The sequence below is a fragment of the Halosimplex halobium genome (genome assembly GCF_051414055.1).
GTDB classification, from domain to species: Archaea; Halobacteriota; Halobacteria; order Halobacteriales; family Haloarculaceae; genus Halosimplex; species Halosimplex halobium.
In genome coordinates this window covers 276,309-293,832 of record NZ_JBLKNX010000003.1, presented here as the reverse complement: position 1 = coordinate 293,832, position 17,524 = coordinate 276,309, and the positions used below count along the sequence as shown (strand labels likewise).

General features: G+C 68.9%; 17 protein-coding genes. 12 read left to right on the top strand and 5 right to left on the bottom strand.

The features are described from left to right. Positions 1-103: 103 nt before the first annotated feature. On the bottom strand, positions 104-367 hold the full coding sequence (locus ACMGFG_RS04580) for a hypothetical protein (protein ID WP_436929171.1): 264 nt from the start codon (positions 365-367) through the stop codon (positions 104-106). Positions 368-443: 76 nt separating this feature from the next. Then, complete coding sequence (locus tag ACMGFG_RS04575; protein WP_436929170.1) at positions 444-1,319, bottom strand: homoserine kinase; 876 nt, start codon at positions 1,317-1,319, stop codon at positions 444-446. A 284-nt stretch (positions 1,320-1,603) separates the two neighbouring features. On the opposite strand from ACMGFG_RS04575, the gene ACMGFG_RS04570 reads away from it, so the two are divergent. The 3 genes from ACMGFG_RS04570 to ACMGFG_RS04560 all read left to right on the top strand — a co-directional run bounded on the left by ACMGFG_RS04570 (position 1,604) and on the right by ACMGFG_RS04560 (position 6,997). Then, positions 1,604-3,967, top strand: a complete 2,364-nt coding sequence (locus tag ACMGFG_RS04570) for a sensor histidine kinase (protein ID WP_436929169.1) — start codon at positions 1,604-1,606, stop codon at positions 3,965-3,967. Between the two features lie 78 nt (positions 3,968-4,045). Beyond that, positions 4,046-5,353, top strand: a complete 1,308-nt coding sequence (locus ACMGFG_RS04565) for an NAD(P)/FAD-dependent oxidoreductase (RefSeq protein ID WP_436929168.1) — start codon at positions 4,046-4,048, stop codon at positions 5,351-5,353. Between the two features lie 156 nt (positions 5,354-5,509). Then, the gene (locus tag ACMGFG_RS04560) at positions 5,510-6,997 is read left to right on the top strand and encodes a hypothetical protein (RefSeq protein WP_436929167.1); all 1,488 of its coding nucleotides are present in this window, start codon (positions 5,510-5,512) and stop codon (positions 6,995-6,997) included. A 101-nt stretch (positions 6,998-7,098) separates the two neighbouring features. On the opposite strand, the gene ACMGFG_RS04555 is transcribed toward ACMGFG_RS04560, so the two are convergent. Continuing rightward, complete coding sequence (locus ACMGFG_RS04555) at positions 7,099-7,686, bottom strand: DUF6149 family protein (protein ID WP_436929166.1); 588 nt, start codon at positions 7,684-7,686, stop codon at positions 7,099-7,101. 224 nt (positions 7,687-7,910) lie between these two features. Between ACMGFG_RS04555 and ACMGFG_RS04550 the strand changes: the two genes are divergently transcribed. The 6 genes from ACMGFG_RS04550 to carB all read left to right on the top strand — a co-directional run bounded on the left by ACMGFG_RS04550 (position 7,911) and on the right by carB (position 15,294). Beyond that, positions 7,911-9,191, top strand: a complete 1,281-nt coding sequence (locus ACMGFG_RS04550) for an NAD(P)/FAD-dependent oxidoreductase (protein ID WP_436929165.1) — start codon at positions 7,911-7,913, stop codon at positions 9,189-9,191. Positions 9,192-9,337: 146 nt separating this feature from the next. Then, positions 9,338-10,159 carry a DUF7847 domain-containing protein gene (locus ACMGFG_RS04545; RefSeq protein ID WP_436929164.1) on the top strand — a complete coding sequence of 274 codons (822 nt, stop codon included), beginning with the start codon at positions 9,338-9,340 and terminating at the stop codon, positions 10,157-10,159. A gap of 38 nt (positions 10,160-10,197) precedes the next feature. Further along, the gene (locus tag ACMGFG_RS04540; RefSeq protein WP_436929163.1) at positions 10,198-10,614 is read left to right on the top strand and encodes a DUF7124 domain-containing protein; all 417 of its coding nucleotides are present in this window, start codon (positions 10,198-10,200) and stop codon (positions 10,612-10,614) included. An 89-nt stretch (positions 10,615-10,703) separates the two neighbouring features. After that, positions 10,704-11,237, top strand: a complete 534-nt coding sequence (locus ACMGFG_RS04535; protein ID WP_436929162.1) for a DUF5815 family protein — start codon at positions 10,704-10,706, stop codon at positions 11,235-11,237. Positions 11,238-11,499: 262 nt separating this feature from the next. Further along, positions 11,500-11,730: a hypothetical protein gene (locus tag ACMGFG_RS04530; RefSeq protein WP_436929161.1), complete on the top strand. Its 231-nt coding sequence runs from the start codon at positions 11,500-11,502 to the stop codon at positions 11,728-11,730. A gap of 276 nt (positions 11,731-12,006) precedes the next feature. After that, positions 12,007-15,294 (top strand): carbamoyl-phosphate synthase large subunit, encoded by a 3,288-nt coding sequence (carB, locus tag ACMGFG_RS04525; RefSeq protein ID WP_436929160.1) that lies wholly within the window; start codon positions 12,007-12,009, stop codon positions 15,292-15,294. A 184-nt stretch (positions 15,295-15,478) separates the two neighbouring features. On the opposite strand, the gene ACMGFG_RS04520 is transcribed toward carB, so the two are convergent. Continuing rightward, positions 15,479-15,685: a cold-shock protein gene (locus tag ACMGFG_RS04520; RefSeq protein ID WP_008418277.1), complete on the bottom strand. Its 207-nt coding sequence runs from the start codon at positions 15,683-15,685 to the stop codon at positions 15,479-15,481. A gap of 138 nt (positions 15,686-15,823) precedes the next feature. On the opposite strand from ACMGFG_RS04520, the gene ACMGFG_RS04515 reads away from it, so the two are divergent. Beyond that, complete coding sequence (locus ACMGFG_RS04515; RefSeq protein ID WP_436929159.1) at positions 15,824-15,970, top strand: hypothetical protein; 147 nt, start codon at positions 15,824-15,826, stop codon at positions 15,968-15,970. A 22-nt stretch (positions 15,971-15,992) separates the two neighbouring features. Here ACMGFG_RS04515 and ACMGFG_RS04510 read toward each other — a convergent pair whose 3' ends face one another. Then, a complete protein-coding gene (locus ACMGFG_RS04510) occupies positions 15,993-16,319 on the bottom strand; it encodes a DMT family transporter (protein ID WP_436929158.1) in 327 nt (108 codons plus the stop codon). A gap of 220 nt (positions 16,320-16,539) precedes the next feature. On the opposite strand from ACMGFG_RS04510, the gene ACMGFG_RS04505 reads away from it, so the two are divergent. Then, positions 16,540-16,944 carry a CBS domain-containing protein gene (locus ACMGFG_RS04505; RefSeq protein WP_436929157.1) on the top strand — a complete coding sequence of 135 codons (405 nt, stop codon included), beginning with the start codon at positions 16,540-16,542 and terminating at the stop codon, positions 16,942-16,944. 232 nt (positions 16,945-17,176) lie between these two features. Next, positions 17,177-17,494 (top strand): HalOD1 output domain-containing protein, encoded by a 318-nt coding sequence (locus ACMGFG_RS04500; protein ID WP_436929156.1) that lies wholly within the window; start codon positions 17,177-17,179, stop codon positions 17,492-17,494. The last annotated feature ends 30 nt before the right edge of the window (positions 17,495-17,524 follow it).

Sequence of the window (17,524 nt, the reverse complement as noted above, 5' to 3'; positions counted from 1 at the left end):
ACGGCGGTTCGTTGGGTGGTCTCATACGCATTATGCAAGTCGTTCCGGGATCGACCGGACGCAGTCGTGCGGTCGACCCGGGAACGGCTCCCAATAATCCGTATCACTGGTCGGCGAGCTGGACACCTCTGGCGACGACGTAGATGAGCACGACTCCCGTGCCGACGGCGAGCACGAACTGCGTCGCGAGGACGAAGACGAAGCCGAAACCGGAGGTGCCACCGAACAGGAACACGCCCAGAAACGGGACGAGCGCCAGTCCGGCGAACAGCCCGATCAGCCCCGCGAGCGGGCCCGCTTCGGTCCAGATCTGGTCAGTGTCTAACGTTCCCGACTGCTCGATGAACGGGGTGGAGGGCGGCGTCACACGTCGAAGTCGACGGCTCGGTTGAAGGTTCTGTCGGACTCCGGGCAGTCGGGGAAATCGGGGCCGGCGCGCTCGCTCAGTGGAAGGTCGCGCCCTCGCCGATCTCTGTCTGGTAGACCCGGGCCTCGATGCCCTCCTCGTCGAAGGCGTCGACCATGGCGGAGGCGATGGCCCGTCGGTCGCCCTCGTAACATGCGGCGATGACGCTCGGGCCGGCGCCGCTGATGGTGACGCCGGTGGCGCCGGCGTCGAAGGCCGCCTGCCGGACCTCGCTGTACCCGTCGATGAGTTCGGCGCGGGCGGGGGTGACGACCGAGTCCTCCATGCCGCGGCCGACGAGTTCGGGGTCCGAGCGGTGCATCCCGGTCGTCAGGGTCGCGGCGTTGCCGACGGTCTCGACCATGTCGCTCACGCGTGCACCGTCGGGGACGACCTCGCGGGCGTCGCGGGTCGAGACGACGATGTCGGGGAGGCAGGTCACCAGCGAGATGTCGGCGTCAACCTTCGCGATGCCGTCGGGGGTGGCGATGGTGAACCCGCCGAGGATCGCGGGGGCGACGTTGTCGTCGTGGGCGTCGCCGGAGACGACCGCCTCGCCCTCCGCGGCGATGGGGACCAGTTCCTTCCGGGTGAGGCCGCGGTCGTAGAGGCGGTTGAGCGCGACCGCGGCGGCCGCGGCGGAGGCGGCCGACGAGCCCAGGCCCGAGGCGGGGCGGACGCCCTTGTCGATCTCGATGTGGGCGGGGGCGTCCAGCGCCTCGGCGACCGCGCCGACGGTATTGTCCGCGGGGTCCTCCGGGATGAACTGGCTGCCGGCGCCCGTCACGTCGATGGTAGTCCGGGACGCCCGCTCGACGCGGACCACGTCCGCCGGTCTGTCCAGCGCCACGCCGAACACGTCGAAGCCACTCCCCAGGTTCGCGCTCGTCGCCGGCGCCCGCACCGTCACCATATCGAGCGATTTCCTCGACTGCGGGCAAAAAGGTAGCGGACTGTGGGGCCGGTCGCGGGCGCGGACGACGGGACGGTGGCGTGGAGGTCACCGGACCGCGGGCCCCGACCCCGCGGCGTGCGTCCCGGCCGGTGACGGCCTGCCACGTTGACGGCTCTGCCCCGGCGACGGCCTGCCCCGGTGACGGCCCCGACCCCGCCCCGGCTCCGGCGTTGTCTCACGTGATACTGCGCCAAAACGCATAATACGGACAAATTGAAACTACGGGGTCGTGAACCCGTCAGATGGCTGGTGAGGCGCTCGGTCCGGTGGTCGGGGCGACGGCGGTCGGCGGCGTCGTCGAACTCGCGCTCGCGGCGGTCGCGTACCGGAACCGCGAGCGGCCGGGGGCGCGTGCGTTCGGCTGGCTGTCGCTCGCCGCCGGCGGGTGGGCGCTGTTGCAGGTCGCGGTCCTGACGGCGCCGTCCCCGGCCGCCGCGAGCGCCGCCCACGCCCTCGCCGGCGCCGTCTCCTCGCAGGTCCCGATGCTGTGGCTGGTCTTCGCCGCCGTCTACACCGGCCACCGCGAGCGGCTCACTCCCGGCCGGCTGGTCGCGCTGTGGACCCCGCTGACGGCGTACGCGCTCGTCCAGTTGACGGCACCGGTCCACGGCGCCCCCCTCGCGCCGGTGCGGACCGTAACGGAGAACGGGATCACCGCCCCGGCGACGGCGGAGACGCTCCCGTTCGCGCTGTACTCGCTGGTCGCCTACGCCCTGGTTCTGGCCGGCTACGTCCTCCTGATCGCCTTCCTGCTCGACTCGCGGAACGTCTACCGCGCGGAGACGGGTGCGCTCGTCCTCGGGGGGTTGTTCCCGACCGCGGGGGCGGTCATGGTCTCCGTAGCGGGCGGGGTCCATCCCGGCGTCTCGGTCGCGCCCGTGCTGTTCGCCGTTCACGGCGTCGTCGCGGGCCTGGTGCTGTTTCGCTACAACTTCGTCGGGGTCGCTCCGGTCGCGACGGACCTGCTCGCCGAGAGACTCGACGACCCGGTGGTCGTGCTCGACGACGAGGGCGCGGTGATAGACCACAACCCGGCCGCGGGACGGCTCGTCGACGGTGACCTCTCGGGGCGCCACGTCGACGCGGTCGCCGACGGGTTCGCGGCCCGGCTGGACGACGGCGCGCAGGTCACCGTCGACGCCCCCGGCGACGACAGGGAGGTGTCCACCTTCTCGGTCGGGGTGACGACCGTCGACGACCAGTACGGGGCGACGAAGGGGCGACTCGTCCACCTGCGGGACGTGACCGACCAGCAGCGGCGGCTCGACCAGCTGACGGCGATGCAGGCGGCCACACAGCAGTTCATCGGCGCGCGGACCGCGGCGGAGGTCGCCGACATCGCGGTCCGGTTCGCCGGCGACGTCCACGGCCAGGCCTACGCGGCCCTGTTCCGGTACGACGAGGGGGCGGACGCGCTCGTCTCCGAGGCGGTCACCGACCGGCTGGCGACGCAACTCGGCGCCGATCCCGACGAGTCGATCCGGGTCCCGCGGGACTCCGGCCCGCTCTGGACGACCTACGAGGACGAAGAACGCAGGACCTTCGAGGGCGAGCGCGACCTCGTGGTCGGCCCCTACGCGTTCGGGTCGGCGTCGGCGCTGTTCCTGCCGCTCGGCGACCACGGCGTCCTCGTCATCGGCACGGAGGAGGCCGACGGGTACACCGAGACCGACGAGCAGCTCGGCGAGATCCTCGCGCGGACGACCGAGACGGCGCTGACCCGCGTCGAACACGAGGAGCAACTGCGGGCCAGCCGGGCCGCCGTCGAGCGGCGCAACCAGCAGATCGAGTTCTTCAACGGCGTCCTCCGGCACAACATCCGCAACGCAATGCTGGTCGTCGACGGCCACGCCGCGCACCTCCAGTCGCGCGTCAACGCCGACGACGCCGAGAAACTGGAGACCATCCGGACGTGGTGTTCGGACCTGACGGACATGACCGAGAAGATCCGGGCGGTCAACGACGCCGTGACCGCGAGCGAGGACGAGCGGCTCGAACGGGTCGACCTCTCGGCGGTCCTCCGGGAGCAGGCCCGCGAGCTCTCCGACCGCTACGACGTGACCGTGGAAGTCGACGTGGCCGACGACCTCACCGTCGCCGCCAACGAACTGGTCGCAGATGTCGTCGAGGGCCCGCTCTCGAACGCGGTCGAACACAACGACAGCGCCCGGCCGCGGGTGCGGGTCACCACCGACCCCCTGGGCGAGTGGGTCCAGGTCCGGATCGCCGACAACGGGCCGGGCCTCTCCGAGGAGATGCGGACGCAGGTCTTCCAGCGGGAGATGGCGACCAGCCAGACCGCCCACGGGTTCGGCCTCTACTTCGTCTCGGTGATGATGGACCTGTACAACGGCAACGTCTGGTTCGAGGACGGCGAGGGGGTCGGCTCCCCCGACGGGAGTTGCACGGACGGAGGGTCCGCGGACGAGGGATCCTCCGACAGGGAGTCCACGGACGGAGTCACCTCCGACGGGGTACCCACCGACGGAGACGGCCCCGACGGAGGTTCCGCGGACGCGGGGGGCGACGGCGGCCCCCGCGGGACCGTCGTCGTGCTGGAGTTCCGGCTGGCCGAGGAGGCGCCGCAGGTGTCGGCCGACGGGTGACGCCCCCGTTCGGGTCCGAGCGGGTCGGCGGACGGGACCGAGCGAAAGGGCTTTTCCGGTCACCGCGGAACGGTGGGTATGATCGGAGTCGTCGGCGGCGGCATCGCCGGCCTCGCGGCCGCGTACCGCCTCCAGGAGCGCGGCCGCGAGGTCCAGGTGTTCGAGGCGAGCGACGACGTGGGCGGACTGGCCGCCGTCTACGGGACGGCCGGCGACCCCATCGAGAAGTTCTACCACCACCTCTCGGCGTCGGAGGGCACCATCGTCGAGCTGATCGAGGAACTCGGCCTGGGCGAGGACCTGGAGTGGCGCTACAAGACCGACTCCTACTACGTCGACGGCGTCGTCCACCCGATGGAGAAGGCCTGGGAGATCCTCGCCTACCCGCACCTCTCCATCTACGACAAGTTCCGGCTGGCGATGCTCGTCAAGGAGATCGACGTGCGCGGCGGCGTCCCGAAGTTCGACACCTACGACGACATCACCGACTTCGAGGACGTGCCGATCAAGGAGTTCCTGCTCGACCACACCACCCGGCACGTCTACGAGTCGTTCTGGGAGCCGCTGCTGGACGCGAAGTTCGGCTCCCGGAAGGAGGACGTGTCGGCCGCGTGGCTGCTCGGCCGGGTGAAGTTCCGCGGCGAGCGCGACCCGCTGCGCGGCGAACAGCTGGGTTACCTGAGAGGGGGGTTCGGCGTCCTGCTGGACGAACTGCTCGCGGCGGTCGGCGAGGGGAACGTCACCACGGGCGCACGCGTGACGGCGCTGGACACGTCCGGCGGCGCCGTCGACTCGCTGACCGTCGAGCGGGACGGCCGGACGGAGAGCCACGACGTGGACGCCGCCGTCGTCGCGGCGATGCCGAACGTGCTGGAGGAGTTGACGGGCTACCCCTGCGAGATCGATTTCCAGGGGACGGTCTGCTCGGTCTGGAGCATGGCGGAGTCGCTGTCGGACACCTACTGGCTGAACATCAAGGACGACGCCCCCTTCGGCGTGTTCATCGAGCACACCAACTTCGTGCCGCCGGAACGGTACGGCGGCGAACACCTCTACTACACCGCGAGCTACATCCAGGACCCCGCCGAGGACCTCTGGCAGATGTCCGACGAGGAGGTCGAAGACCACTGGGCCGAGGGGATCGAGGGTCTGTTCCCGGACTTCGACCGCGACAGCGTCAACTGGGTCAAGACCGCCCGGAACCCCCGGACGGCGCCCATCTACGAGCGGGGCTACCTCGACATGGTCGTGCCCTACGACCTGGGCGATGAGGTGGCCGAGGGGGTCTACTACGCGGGGATGGCCTCCCGGGCGCAGTACCCCGAGCGCTCGCTCAACGGCGGGATCGAGGCGGGCTACGCCTGCGCGGACCTGATCGCCGACTAGCGGACCCGGCGGCCCGCCGACGGCTGTTCCGTGGTAACAATTGAAATAATCCCGCACGTAAGTGGACGTATCCGGCATTCTCATTCCGTGGGACTGGTGTGTACAGGGCACATACTGATTAGACAGTGAACCGTACGTTCCAGCTGGCGGTAACGAATGCAAGACGACCTCTCTCTGGCGGTCTCGAAGCGGCTCGACGCGGACGGGTACAAGTATCCGTCCGTCAGGATCCGGCTGACGGCGTACGGGGACGGTCCGGTCGCCGTCCGGCTCGCCGAGTCGCTCCCACAGGGCGTGGACGCGACCGCCGTGGGATTCCACGCGGACGAGGGGTACCAGCACTGGTCCGTGGCGGGTGAGGGTCGGATAGTCTACGAGGACGTCGTCGACGCGGGCGAGACGGTCTCGACACTCTACGGGGTCACCGACGCCGACGCGGCCGAACTGTCGGCGTGTCTCGACGAGCCGACGGTACAGGTCGCGCGGCGGGGCGACCTCGACGCGGTCGGACCCGACGAGTGGCGGACGGTCGGCGACGGGCGGCTCGAGCTATCCGTCCCCGACGACTCCCCGGACCCGGACCGACAGAACAGTCCGAGGGACGGGGATTGGGGCGATTCGAACACTACGATGAACGAGGACGATCCGAACGACCGGGGCGAACAGCGCGACCGAACGGAGCGGGACGAGCGGGCCGAACCGACGGGCGGTGACGGACGGACGGAGCCGACAGACGAGGACGGACCCGACGGGTCGACGGACGGGGACGACGAGGCGTCCGTCCTCTACCGCGGCGGGAGCGCCGCCCGGGAGACCGGCGAGCCCGCGGCGCCGTCCGCGGCCGTCACCGAGGGCCAGCCGGACGGCGCTACCGCCGGCGACGGCCAGTCGGACGGCACTGTCGCGGGTGACGACCACCCGGAGAGCGCTACCACCGGGGACGACCAGCAGGACGGGACCACCAGCGACGGGCAGTGGCCGGACGCGGCCCCCGGCGACGACCGGTCGGACGGGAGCGCCAGCGGCGACCGGCCGGACGGGAACGCCGGCGAGGGCGAGCCGGACGGCGTCGCCGGGACGGGCTCGGTCGCGGACCGGGTCGCGGCGGAGCTCCGGCGCGACGAGGCCTCGGCGCAGACGGTAGCGACGCTTCGCCGCCACCTGACGCCCGACAGGCCGGGGACCGTCGAGGCGAAGCTCGACCACTGCATGACACGCATCGGCGAGCTCGACGCGTACGTCGACGCGCTGGAGGAGTTCCTCGACGACGAGGGGACGGCCGAGCAGCTCCTCGCCGAGGTCCGCGAGGACCTCCAGCGGGTCGAGGCGCGGACCGAGGACGTGGCCCGGCGCGTCGAGGCGGTCGAGGCGGCCCAGTCCCGCCTCGACGACCGGCTGGCCGCCGTCGAGTCCGAACTCGACGACCTGGACGAGGAGGTGGAGTCGGTGGACGAGCTGTCGGCCTCGGTAGAGGAACTCGACGCGGGGCTGTCGGAGACGCGGGCCGAACTCACCGACGCAGTCGAGGCGGTCGAGTCAGACGTGTCGCGGCTCGACGACGACGTCGAGAGCATCGAGGAGTGGCGGTCGACGGTCGTGACCGCGCTCTCGGACGCGGAGACGGACCCGTCCGACGCCGACTGAGGGTTTCTCCGAGCCGGCCGACCACCCGTCTCCGGGGCAGTCGACAAGTGTCCCGGGGTGGCCGGGGACGGTGCCGCGGCACCGCCCCGCCAGTTGTCCGGTTACCGGTCGGACTCGCCGACGCCGGGCGCCTCCTCGACGTCCACGTCGTCGGGTTCGTCCTGTCCGCCGACCACGAGCTCGCCGTCGGCCGTCTCGACGTACACGTCGTCGGCGAACCCGCCCTCGGCGTAGGGGTGTTCGGGGTCGTCGAGTTTCCCGGGCGTCGACGGGGCGTCCGCGATCCCGTCGGCGGGCCGGAACTCGCCGAGCGGGTCGTCGATACTGATGTCGTAGCGCTCGAAGAAGTCGCGGTAGCGGTCGTAGTGGTCGCCGAGCTCGTCGCTGGGGAACTCCATCATCTCGGTCCAGCCGTGGTTGTAGAAGTCGAAGTTGGCCTGGATGTGGGTGATCTCCCGCGCTTCGGCCTCGGGGAAGCCGTCCTCGAGCGCGGCGACGTAGGTGTCCATCGTCGCGTCGAAGAAGTCGTCGAGGTGGTCCCGGCGCTCCTCGCGGCGGCGCTCGTCGGCCTTCTCGGCGAAGATGTCCGTGTGCATCCCGACCAGGTGGTCGTTGACCTTCTCCCCGACGACGGGCAGCGTCAACGCCTGCTTGGCGGCGAAGTGGCGGACGTTCTGGCGAATTTTCATCGTAGTATGTCGTTCGGACGCGACCGTATTCAACGTCTCGACCGAACGCGAGCGGATATCCCGACGGAACGCCGACCGGATCGGCGAACCGGTAGTGGTTTCGGCACCTGCCGGCGTTCGACATGGCGGAACGATCAGATATTTCGTTCGAGGGAATGGGTTTGCCAACCACTCGCATGGAGAGATAGCAACCCACATTAACCACGCTTGCGAATACCCTGGGCATGAGCGCATCCCACGTCATCATCGGTGATGGCATCGCGGGGAGTTCGGCGGCCGAGACGATTCGCGAGGAGGACCCCGACGCGGACATCACCGTCATCACCGATGAGGGTGAGGCGCTGTACAACCGCATCCTGATCAAGGAGTTCGCCAAGGGCAAGCTGCCCGAGGCGCCCATCTCGATCCACGAGCCCGAGTGGTACGAGGAACGGGACATCGACCTCCAGCTCAACACCCACGTCACGACGATCGATACGGAGGCCAACGAGGTCCTCACCCACGAGGGGACCGTCTACGAGTACGACAAGCTGCTCGTGGCGACGGGCGGGACGCCCGCGAGCCTGGCGAGTTTCGGCATCGACAACGCCGACGCCGACGGCATCGACCACTTCTGGACCTTCCAGGACGCCCGCTCGATCAAGGAGAACGTCGAGAACGCCGACCAGGGGATCATCGTCGGCGCGGGCCTGCTGGGCATCGACCTGGCGGCCATCTGCGGCGCCCAGGGTCTCGACGCCAACTACCTCATGCGCGGCGAGTGCTGGTGGCGCTACGCGCTCGACGAGGAAGGCGCGGAGATCCTCCACGAGGCGATGCGCGAGCGCGGCGTCACGCCCGTCTTCAACTCCGGCGTCGACGAGTTCGAGACCGACGACGACGGCCGCGTGGAGGCCGCCGTCGACCCCAACGGCGAGCGTTTCGAGGGCGACTGGGCCGGCGTCGCCATCGGCCTGAACTTCAACACCGAGTTCCTGCAGGACACCCCCATCGAGACCAACGACAACGGCGTCGTCGTCGACGAGTACATGCGGACCAACGTCGACGACGTCTACGCCGCGGGTGACCTGACGTGGTTCAACGACACGATCCTCGGCGAGATGGGCCAGAACGGGTCGTGGGGCTCGGCGAAGGAACAGGGCTCCATCGCCGCCAAGAACATGATCAAGGACGTCGAAGCCGGCGGCGAGACCGACGACCCCGAGGAGTTCCGCTGGGTGTCCTCTTACTCGATCACCCACTTCGACTTCCCGTTCCTCTCCTTTGGCCACCCGACCGAGGGCGACGACGACGCCGCCCGCAAGTACAGCGACACCGAGTGGCGCCGCCTGGCGTTCAAGGACGGCAAGATCGTCGGCGGCGTCCTCATCGGCGACCTCTCCCAGCAGTCCAAGTTCAAGAAGCTCATGCGCGAGGAACGCGAGGTCGCCCAGCACAAGGAGCTCCTCCTCGAGGAGGACGTGGACATGGACAAACTCGAAGAGGCCGCCCCCAAGCCCGAGTAACGCCCGGTTCGACGCCGTTTTTCCCCATCACCGATACCGCGTCCGTCCGTACCGTGGCATGCGCTCACCGCCGACGGACCCGGAAGCGCGCTCCTGTCGCTTGCCGGATCGTATCGTTTAAGTAACAGAGGCAAACACTCGGTGACATGTCAGTGTCAGTGGGTGACACGCTGGAAGACGCGGTCAGACGGATCGCGACCGTGCCGGGGGTACTCGTGTTGGTCCTGTTCGCTGTCTTCAGGCTCACGAACCCGGTGGTGTACAACACGTTCCTCGCGCGCGGCGTCGAGTTCGCCCTCGACCGGGCGGGGGGGTACACGCTCGCCGACGTGGAGGACGAACTGATCGAGCGGGGGTACACGGAGCTGCTCCCGGTCGTGGACATGGTCGACACGACGGGGATGGATATCCCCTTCGTCGCGGCGGTCGGCCTGCTCCTGACGCTCCCGTTCATCATGGAGTTTCTGCACGTCGTGGGGGTCCGGGCGCTCGCGGCGCGGGACCCCAACAGCGTCCCGGTCGACGAGATCGTCTCGGGACTTCCGAGCGCGTACGTCAAGTCGGTAGTCGCGAGCTTCCTGGCGCTGTTGCTGGTCGTACTCACGGCCCCGCTCCTCGTGGGGTTCGTGCTGGCGATCCTGTTCCTGTTCGTCCGCCAGCGGGTCGTGCTCGACGGCGACGGCGTCTTCGAGGCGATGTCGAACAGCTACGGGCTGGTGAAGGAGAACGCACTCCAGATGATCGTGCTCGTCGCGGTCTTCTGGCTGACCTGGGTCGTCGTGACGTTCATCAGCGGACTGGTCCCGCTGGGTGACCTGACCGGGCCGTTCAGGCGGACCGTCGAGACGACGGTCGTCGTGTTCGGCGTTTCGGTGTTCACGAGCGCGTACCTGCAGGCGGTCGGCGGCCGGGGGAGCGGGCGGGCGACGGCCGCGGCGACAGGGCAGAGCGATACGCTCGGGGCCTGATCGAAGCCGTTTTCCCCGGGCCAGTACCCGGATCGAGTATGGACAGCGGCGGCAGCAGCGACATGACCCTCGCCTTCGACCTGGAGGCGCTGAAGGCCCTGGCCTACCCCGACCGGGTGTTCCAGGACGCGCGCCAGTGGAGCGAGTACGTCGGCGTCGTCTCCGAGCAACCGACCTACGTGGTGACGAACTTCACGCGCAAACACCGCATCCGCCAGGACTTCTTCTCCGGGCCGCGCAGCCGGGCCGAGAGCCTCGAGAACGTACAGAAACAGTTCGGGACCGAACGGCACGTCTTCGTCGGGACCGGCGAGGCGGACGCGGAGCTGGCCGAGGAAGTCGGCTGGGAGTACCTCGCCGTCGAGGACGCGGCCGAGGCCGCAGAGTGGGAACTGGGCGAACCGGAGACGCCCGACGACGATGCGGGCGACGACGAGCGCGACGACTGGCCCTGAGTTGCGGGCCGCCGACCGCGACGCGGCGGGTCGGCCCAGCGCCGAGCGCTATCGCGGCGTTTAAACGGCTGACGGGGGTACACCGGGTAATGGCAGAGCCGCGCGTTCCCGGGAGCGAGGGGGCGGACATCGAGTTGCCCTGCGGGGAGACCGTCGCCCTCCACGACCTGGACATGGGCCTGCGGGAGTACGACTGCGCCTGCGGCGGGGCCCACGCGGTCGTGATGGACGTGCACCCGCTGGGCCGGTTCGTCCCCGAGTTCCTCGTCGAGGTGCTCACCGAGACCGTCGAGACAGCCGACGAGTTCCCCGAGTTCACGACCGCCCACGTCATGGGCATCGTGATGGAGGAGTTCCCCGAGGACGTGGTCAGCGAGGACCTCTCCGACCAGGGGGAGGTCGGCTACTCGCTGCTGTGGCTGACGGACTTCGACGCCCGCCGGCTCCACGAGGTCGTCGTCGAACTCGTCGTCGAGCTGATGGACCACGCGGTGAGCCACGCCGACGACGAGGCGGCGACCGCGCAGTTCGAGGAGTGGCTCCACGAGTTCGACGTGAGCGCGTTCGTCGACCAGTACCGCGAGGAGCGGGAGTTCGAGACGGAACACGACTCCGCGGTCTGAGCGCGCCAGGTCCCCGTCGGCCCCGCGGGTCTCCGGGCGTCCGCCGGCCCTGTGGGTCGCCGGGACTCTCGATTTTTGCGGAACGGCTGTCCGCGAATACCAAACACTCGTCCCGAACGTTCGGGTCAGTCGCACGTAGTTGCGAGGTGCGTATGACAGCGCCCGACACACCCGGCCCGGCGCCGTCCCGCGATTCTCAGAGATCGCCCGTCTGACGGCTGTCTGACGGCGTTTAATGGTGGGGGAGGCTGTACGTGTGTGTATGCGCGTACGGCAGCGCGACTTCGAGCGCATCCGGTCCGTGCTGGAGGAGGCCGACGCGGAGGGGCCCCTGACGGCCAGGGAGATCCTGAACCTGCTCGACGAGCACGGCGAGGAGTTCGACAGCGCTCACCGCGTGGCGACCGTCCTCGGGCGCCACGCCCAGTCCGGCGAGGTCGAGGTCATCCGCGACCAGCCGTATCGCTACGAGTTCACCGACCGCAACAACTGAGGCCGTGGCTTCTGGGGAGGAGGTCGCGCCGCCAGCCGCTGCCGTATCGTCGCCCCTAAATGTACCCTCGCAGTGTGTCCGGTAGATACCCGACCCCGACCGGGAGGAGACGCGCTCCCCGCGTTCCCAGTCGGCACGGTTCAGTCCCCGTCGGCGCCGTTCCCCGCGCTCCGCCCCCGCACGCGGACCGAACGGTCGGTACGATTTTCGAAACTCGATTTCGATTTCCGTATTCTTTCGCCGGGTTTATTACGATGAGCGGACTCCGCCCGAGTAATGACACAGGACGAGGACCGTACCATTCTGCTGATCGGGAGCGGGCCGATCAAGATCGGACAGGCGGCCGAGTTCGACTACTCGGGGGCGCAGGCGTGTCGCGCGCTCCAGGAGGAGGGCGCGCGCGTCGTGCTCGTCAACTCGAACCCGGCGACGATCATGACCGACCCGGAGATGGCAGACGCCGTCTACATCGAACCCATCAACACCGAGGCCATCTCGGAGATCATCCGGAAGGAGAACCCCGACGGAGTCATCGCCGGCCTCGGCGGCCAGACGGGCCTGAACGTCACCGCGGAACTCGCCGAGGAGGGCGTCCTCGACGAGCACGACGTCGATGTCATGGGCACCCCCCTCGATACGATCTACGCGACGGAGGACCGCGACCAGTTCCGCCAGCGCATGGAGTCCATCGACGAGCCGGTCCCCGAGTCGATCACCATCGAGTCCATGGACGAGGTCGAGGAGGCCGTCGAGGCCGTCGGCGGCCTCCCGGTCATCATGCGCACGACCTACACCCTCGGCGGTGCGGGCTCGGGCGTCATCGACGACATGGACGAGCTGAAAGACGCCGTCCGGAAGGGCCTGCGCCTCTCGCGGGACGACCGCGTGATGATCACGGAGTCCATCGACGGCTGGATCGAGCTGGAGTACGAGGTGATGCGCGACGCCGACGACTCGTGTATCATCATCTGCAACATGGAGAACCTCGACCCGATGGGGATCCACACGGGCGAGTCCACCGTCGTCACGCCCAGCCAGGTCATCCCCGACGAGGGCCACCAGGTCATGCGCGACACCGCCCTCGACGTCATCCGCGAGCTCGGGATCCAGGGCGGCTGTAACATCCAGTTCGCCTGGCGCGACGACGGCACCCCCGGCGGCGAGTACCGCGTCGTCGAGGTCAACCCGCGCGTCTCCCGCTCGTCCGCCCTCGCGTCGAAGGCGACGGGCTACCCCATCGCCCGCGTCACCGCGAAGGTCGCGCTGGGCAAGCGCCTCCACGAGATCGAAAACGAGATCACGGGCCAGACCACCGCGGCCTTCGAGCCGGCCATCGACTACGTGGTCACGAAGGTTCCCCGGTGGCCCAAGGACAAGTTCACCGACGTGGAGTTCGAGCTCGGCCCGGCGATGAAGTCGACCGGCGAGGCGATGTCCATCGGCCGCACCTTCGAGGAGTCGCTGCTGAAGGCGCTCCGGTCGAGCGAGTACGACCCCGCCGTCGACTTCGCGACCGTCTTCAACGACGAACTGGAGGAGTACTACCTCGAACGCCCCTCGCCGGACCGTCCCTACGCCATCTTCGAGGCGTTCAGCCGGGGCTACGACGTCGAGACGATCCGCGAGATCACGGAGATCCGCGAGTGGTACCTCGAACGGTTCCAGCGCATCGCCGACGCCGCCGAGGCCGCGGCCGAGGGCGACTATCAGGCCGCCGCCGACGTGGGCTTCACCGACCAGGAGATCGTCGCCCTGGCCGGCGGCGAGTTCAACGACACCCACGCCTCCTGGCTGCCGACCGTCGAGGGCCCCGACGCGCCCGACGACGACACCGCGATGGCCGACGGCGGCGCCGAAGCCGAATCCGCCGAGGCCGCGACCTCGCCCGGTCCCGACGTGACCGTCGACGAGGTCGAGAGCCAGACCTCCGACAGGGACTTCAAGCTCGTCGACACCTGCGCCGGCGAGTTCGCGGCGACGACGCCCTATTACTACTCCTCGCGTGACCCCATCTCGGGGCTCGGCCGCAACGAGGTGCAGGTCGACCGCGACGCCGAGAGCGTCGTGGTCGTCGGCGGCGGCCCGATCCGCATCGGGCAGGGCGTCGAGTTCGACTACTGTTCGGTCCACGCGGTCCGCGCGCTGGAGGAACTGGGCATCGACGCCACCGTCGTCAACAACAACCCCGAGACGGTCTCGACGGACTACGACACCTCCGACGGCCTGTTCTTCGAGCCCATCACCGCCGAGGAGGTCGCCGACGTGGTCGAGGAGACCGGCGCCGACGGCGTGATGGTCCAGTTCGGCGGCCAGACCTCCGTCGACATCGGCCACCCGCTGGAAGCGGAACTGGAACGGCGCGACCTCGACTGCGAGATCATGGGCACCTCCGTCGACGCCATGGATCTGGCCGAGGACCGCGACCGCTTCAACCGCCTGATGGACGACCTGGGCATCGCCCAGCCCCAGGGCGGCTCCGCCACCAGCGAGCAGGAGGCGCTGGACCTCGCCCACGAGATCGGCTACCCCGTCCTCGTGCGCCCCTCCTACGTGCTGGGCGGCCGCGCGATGGACATCGTCTACAGCGACGAGGACCTCAAGGAGTACATCGAGGAGGCCGTCCGCGTCAGTCCGGACAAACCCATCCTCGTGGACGAGTTCCTCGAGGACGCCGTCGAACTCGACGTGGACGCCGTCTCCGACGGCGAGAACGTCCTCATCGGCGGTATCATGGAGCACGTCGAGAGCGCGGGCGTCCACTCGGGCGACTCCGCCTGCATGATCCCGCCGCGCTCGCTCGGCCGCGACGTGAACCGCAAGGTCCGCCAGGTCACCGAGGACATCGCCCGCGCGCTCGACACCGTGGGTCTGCTGAACGTCCAGCTCGCGGTCAAGGACGGCGAGGTGTACGTCCTCGAAGCGAACCCCCGTTCCTCGCGCACCGTCCCGTTCGTCTCGAAGGCGACGGGCGTCCCCATCGCCAAGCTCGCCGCCAAGGTCATGGCCGGCGAGTCCCTCGACGAGCTGGACGTCAACGAGCAGGTGCCCGAGCAGACCTCCATCAAGGAGGTCGTCCTGCCGTTCGACCGCCTGCCGGGCTCGGACCCGCGGCTCGGCCCGGAGATGAAATCGACCGGTGAGGTCATGGGCACCGCCGACTCGTTCGGCAAGGCCTACCAGAAGGCCCAGATGTCCGTCGGCAAGCCCATCCCGCTGGAGGGGACCGCCGTGGTCGACCTCTCGGAGAGCGAGTTCCCCGGTCGTGAGACCGAGGCCGGCGAGGAACTGGTCGACCAGTACGCCGAGCACTTCGACCTGGTGACCTTCGACGACACCGAGGAGTTCGTCGACGCCGTCGAGAGCGGCGAACTCGACCTCATCGTCTCGCGCCAGCGCGAGCCCCTGGAGGCCGCTGTCGAGGAGGAGATCACCTACTTCTCGACGCTCGCCTCGGCCCGCGCGGCGCTGGAGGCCATCGAGGCCGCCGACGAGCCGCTGGACGTCCAGCCCGTCGGCGAGCGCGTCAAGCGCGACGAGTACTGGGGCCAGCCCAAGCAGGACTGAGCCGCGACTCGGCCTCGGACCGCTCTACCTCTCCGCTTTCTCTCTCCGTTTCGACCGTCCCCTAGCGGCGGTGATGGCGATCGTCCTCAGTACAGCGTGTACAGATAGCGTCGACTCGGGCGCGAACCCGTCTGAAAAATCGAGGTCGGTGTCTGCCGCTGTGAGCGACAGCCGTGTTCCGGTGTTACTGCCGGACGACGTTCGCCGCGCGAGGTCCCTTCGGCGAGGACTCGATGTCGAACTCGACCTCGGTACCTTCCGTGAGGTCTTCGCCGCCGACGTCCTCCATGTGGAAGAAGACGTCTTCGTCGTCGTCGAGGTCGCCGTCGTCAGTCGAAATGAAACCGTAGCCGCCAGTGTCGTTGAAGAAGTCAACCTTACCGTTTGCCATTACAAACATACAGAGGTTTGGCTGGGAGATAACCCTTCCGAGGGTCGAGGTACCACGACTCCTCATACTGGCGCGCGAACCGGATGTCATCGAACCCCCGACCGGACACCTTTCCGTTCGGACCACAAACTGGTTCGCATGGCCTTCCGAACCACGCTCGGCTGGTCGCTGATCTCCTCGGGTATCGTCACGCTGCTGCTCGGCGTCCTCCCCGGTGGCGACCTCATGTGGGGACTGCTCCTCCTCGTTCTCGGGACCGCGACCCTGCTGTACCGGCAGACCTGACACACGGGCCCGACAGCCCGCCTCAGGAGGCGCCGCTCGCGGTGAGGTTCAGCCCTGCGATGCCGACGACGATGAGGCCGACGAACGCGACGCGAGCGGCGCTCAGCGGTTCGTCGAAGAGGACGATCCCGAGCGCCGCGGTGCCAACCGCACCGATCCCGGTCCAGACGGCGTAGGCGGTACCGACGGGCAACTGTTCGACCGCCTTCGCCAGCAGCACGACGCTGATCAGCATCGCGACGCCCGTCGCGGCGGTCGGGACCGGGCGGGTGAGCCCGTCGGAGTACTCCAGCCCGGTCGCCCACGCGATCTCGAACAGCCCGGCGACGAAGAGGAGATACCACGACATGGGCGGCCGTTCCACGAGGACGCGCCTGTGGGTTGCGGTTCGGAGCGTCCGGCGGTCGGAGCGGCCGGTGGCCGGGGGTCCGACCGTCGGAGCGGCCCGGCGGACTCGTTCGAGCGCCACCGGAGTCGAGGGGCGCCGCGGGGCCGAGGCGGGGCGCTATCGCCCGACCGCTCTGCCGGGACCGACGGTGTTTATACGCTGGGTATGTGTAGCAGTGTCTATGGAAGACATCTTCGTCGCGCGGCTGATGAGTTCGGACCTGCAGACGGTCGGCCCCGACACGCTCGTGGAGGACGCCGCCGCACAGATGCAGGACAACGGGGTGGGGTCGCTGGTCGTCGTCGACGAGGACAACCAGTTGCTCGGCATCCTCACGACGACGGACTTCGTCGACATCGTCGCCAAGTCCAAGCCGAAAGCCCAGACGACCGTCGAGCGCTACATGACGACCGACGTGGTCACGACGACGGCCCAGACCTCCATCGTCGAGGCGGCGGACCTGATGATCGACCACAGTATCCACCACCTCCCCGTCGTCGACGACGAGGAGGGCGTCATCGGGATCGTCTCGACGACCGACCTGACGGGCTACATCTCCTCCGTGCAGACGCCGTCGCCGGCCTGACACCGCGTCGGTTTTCTCGACAGCCGACTACCGGCCGACAGCGGAGTCACCGCCCGACGGCGGGACTGTCGGCTCCGTGGATTCCCGGTCGGGGCCGCCCGGCGACACCTGTCTGGGTTCGAATCCGCAACCCCGACAGTACCAACGGGGGGAGAACCGCGAGGTTCCCGGCGTCCAGTTGACCGGGAGGTGGCAACTACACTTGTGGCGACCGCTCCGCATCTCCCTCTGTATGGCACGGGAACCGTTCGACGAGTCCGACGAATCCGAGGGGGAGTCCCCCGGGATGGTCCAGACGCAGATCGAACCGCGGTCGACGACCGCCGAGAGCGAGTTGCTCGAACTGGTGGCGGAGCTCAGGGGAGTCGACGCGACGGACCTCCCCTCGCTGTACCGCGAGGTCGACCACGCGGTCGAGAACCTGTTCAAGACGCCGCCGTCCTCGGACGCGCAGATGGAGATCGGGTTCTCCTACGCCGGGTGCAGGGTCAGGATCGACCAGCGGGGCAACGTCAAGGTGGTCCCGGTCGACGGATGGTCCCCGTCGTGACCGCCGCCCGGCGGCCCGCTGGTCAACGTA

Excerpts from the sequence above, each read along its gene's own strand:
- ACMGFG_RS04575 (WP_436929170.1), bottom strand. The coding sequence starts at position 1,319 with ATGGTGACGGTGCGGGCGCCGGCGACGAGCGCGAACCTGGGGAGTGGC.
- ACMGFG_RS04570 (WP_436929169.1), top strand. The coding sequence starts at position 1,604 with ATGGCTGGTGAGGCGCTCGGTCCGGTGGTCGGGGCGACGGCGGTCGGC.
- ACMGFG_RS04565 (WP_436929168.1), top strand. The coding sequence starts at position 4,046 with ATGATCGGAGTCGTCGGCGGCGGCATCGCCGGCCTCGCGGCCGCGTAC.
- ACMGFG_RS04560 (WP_436929167.1), top strand. The coding sequence starts at position 5,510 with ATGCAAGACGACCTCTCTCTGGCGGTCTCGAAGCGGCTCGACGCGGAC.
- ACMGFG_RS04555 (WP_436929166.1), bottom strand. The coding sequence starts at position 7,686 with ATGAAAATTCGCCAGAACGTCCGCCACTTCGCCGCCAAGCAGGCGTTG.
- ACMGFG_RS04550 (WP_436929165.1), top strand. The coding sequence starts at position 7,911 with ATGAGCGCATCCCACGTCATCATCGGTGATGGCATCGCGGGGAGTTCG.
- ACMGFG_RS04545 (WP_436929164.1), top strand. The coding sequence starts at position 9,338 with ATGTCAGTGTCAGTGGGTGACACGCTGGAAGACGCGGTCAGACGGATC.
- ACMGFG_RS04540 (WP_436929163.1), top strand. The coding sequence starts at position 10,198 with ATGGACAGCGGCGGCAGCAGCGACATGACCCTCGCCTTCGACCTGGAG.
- ACMGFG_RS04535 (WP_436929162.1), top strand. The coding sequence starts at position 10,704 with ATGGCAGAGCCGCGCGTTCCCGGGAGCGAGGGGGCGGACATCGAGTTG.
- ACMGFG_RS04530 (WP_436929161.1), top strand. The coding sequence starts at position 11,500 with ATGCGCGTACGGCAGCGCGACTTCGAGCGCATCCGGTCCGTGCTGGAG.
- carB (WP_436929160.1), top strand. The coding sequence starts at position 12,007 with ATGACACAGGACGAGGACCGTACCATTCTGCTGATCGGGAGCGGGCCG.
- ACMGFG_RS04520 (WP_008418277.1), bottom strand. The coding sequence starts at position 15,685 with ATGGCAAACGGTAAGGTTGACTTCTTCAACGACACTGGCGGCTACGGT.
- ACMGFG_RS04515 (WP_436929159.1), top strand. The coding sequence starts at position 15,824 with ATGGCCTTCCGAACCACGCTCGGCTGGTCGCTGATCTCCTCGGGTATC.
- ACMGFG_RS04510 (WP_436929158.1), bottom strand. The coding sequence starts at position 16,319 with ATGTCGTGGTATCTCCTCTTCGTCGCCGGGCTGTTCGAGATCGCGTGG.
- ACMGFG_RS04505 (WP_436929157.1), top strand. The coding sequence starts at position 16,540 with ATGGAAGACATCTTCGTCGCGCGGCTGATGAGTTCGGACCTGCAGACG.
- ACMGFG_RS04500 (WP_436929156.1), top strand. The coding sequence starts at position 17,177 with ATGGCACGGGAACCGTTCGACGAGTCCGACGAATCCGAGGGGGAGTCC.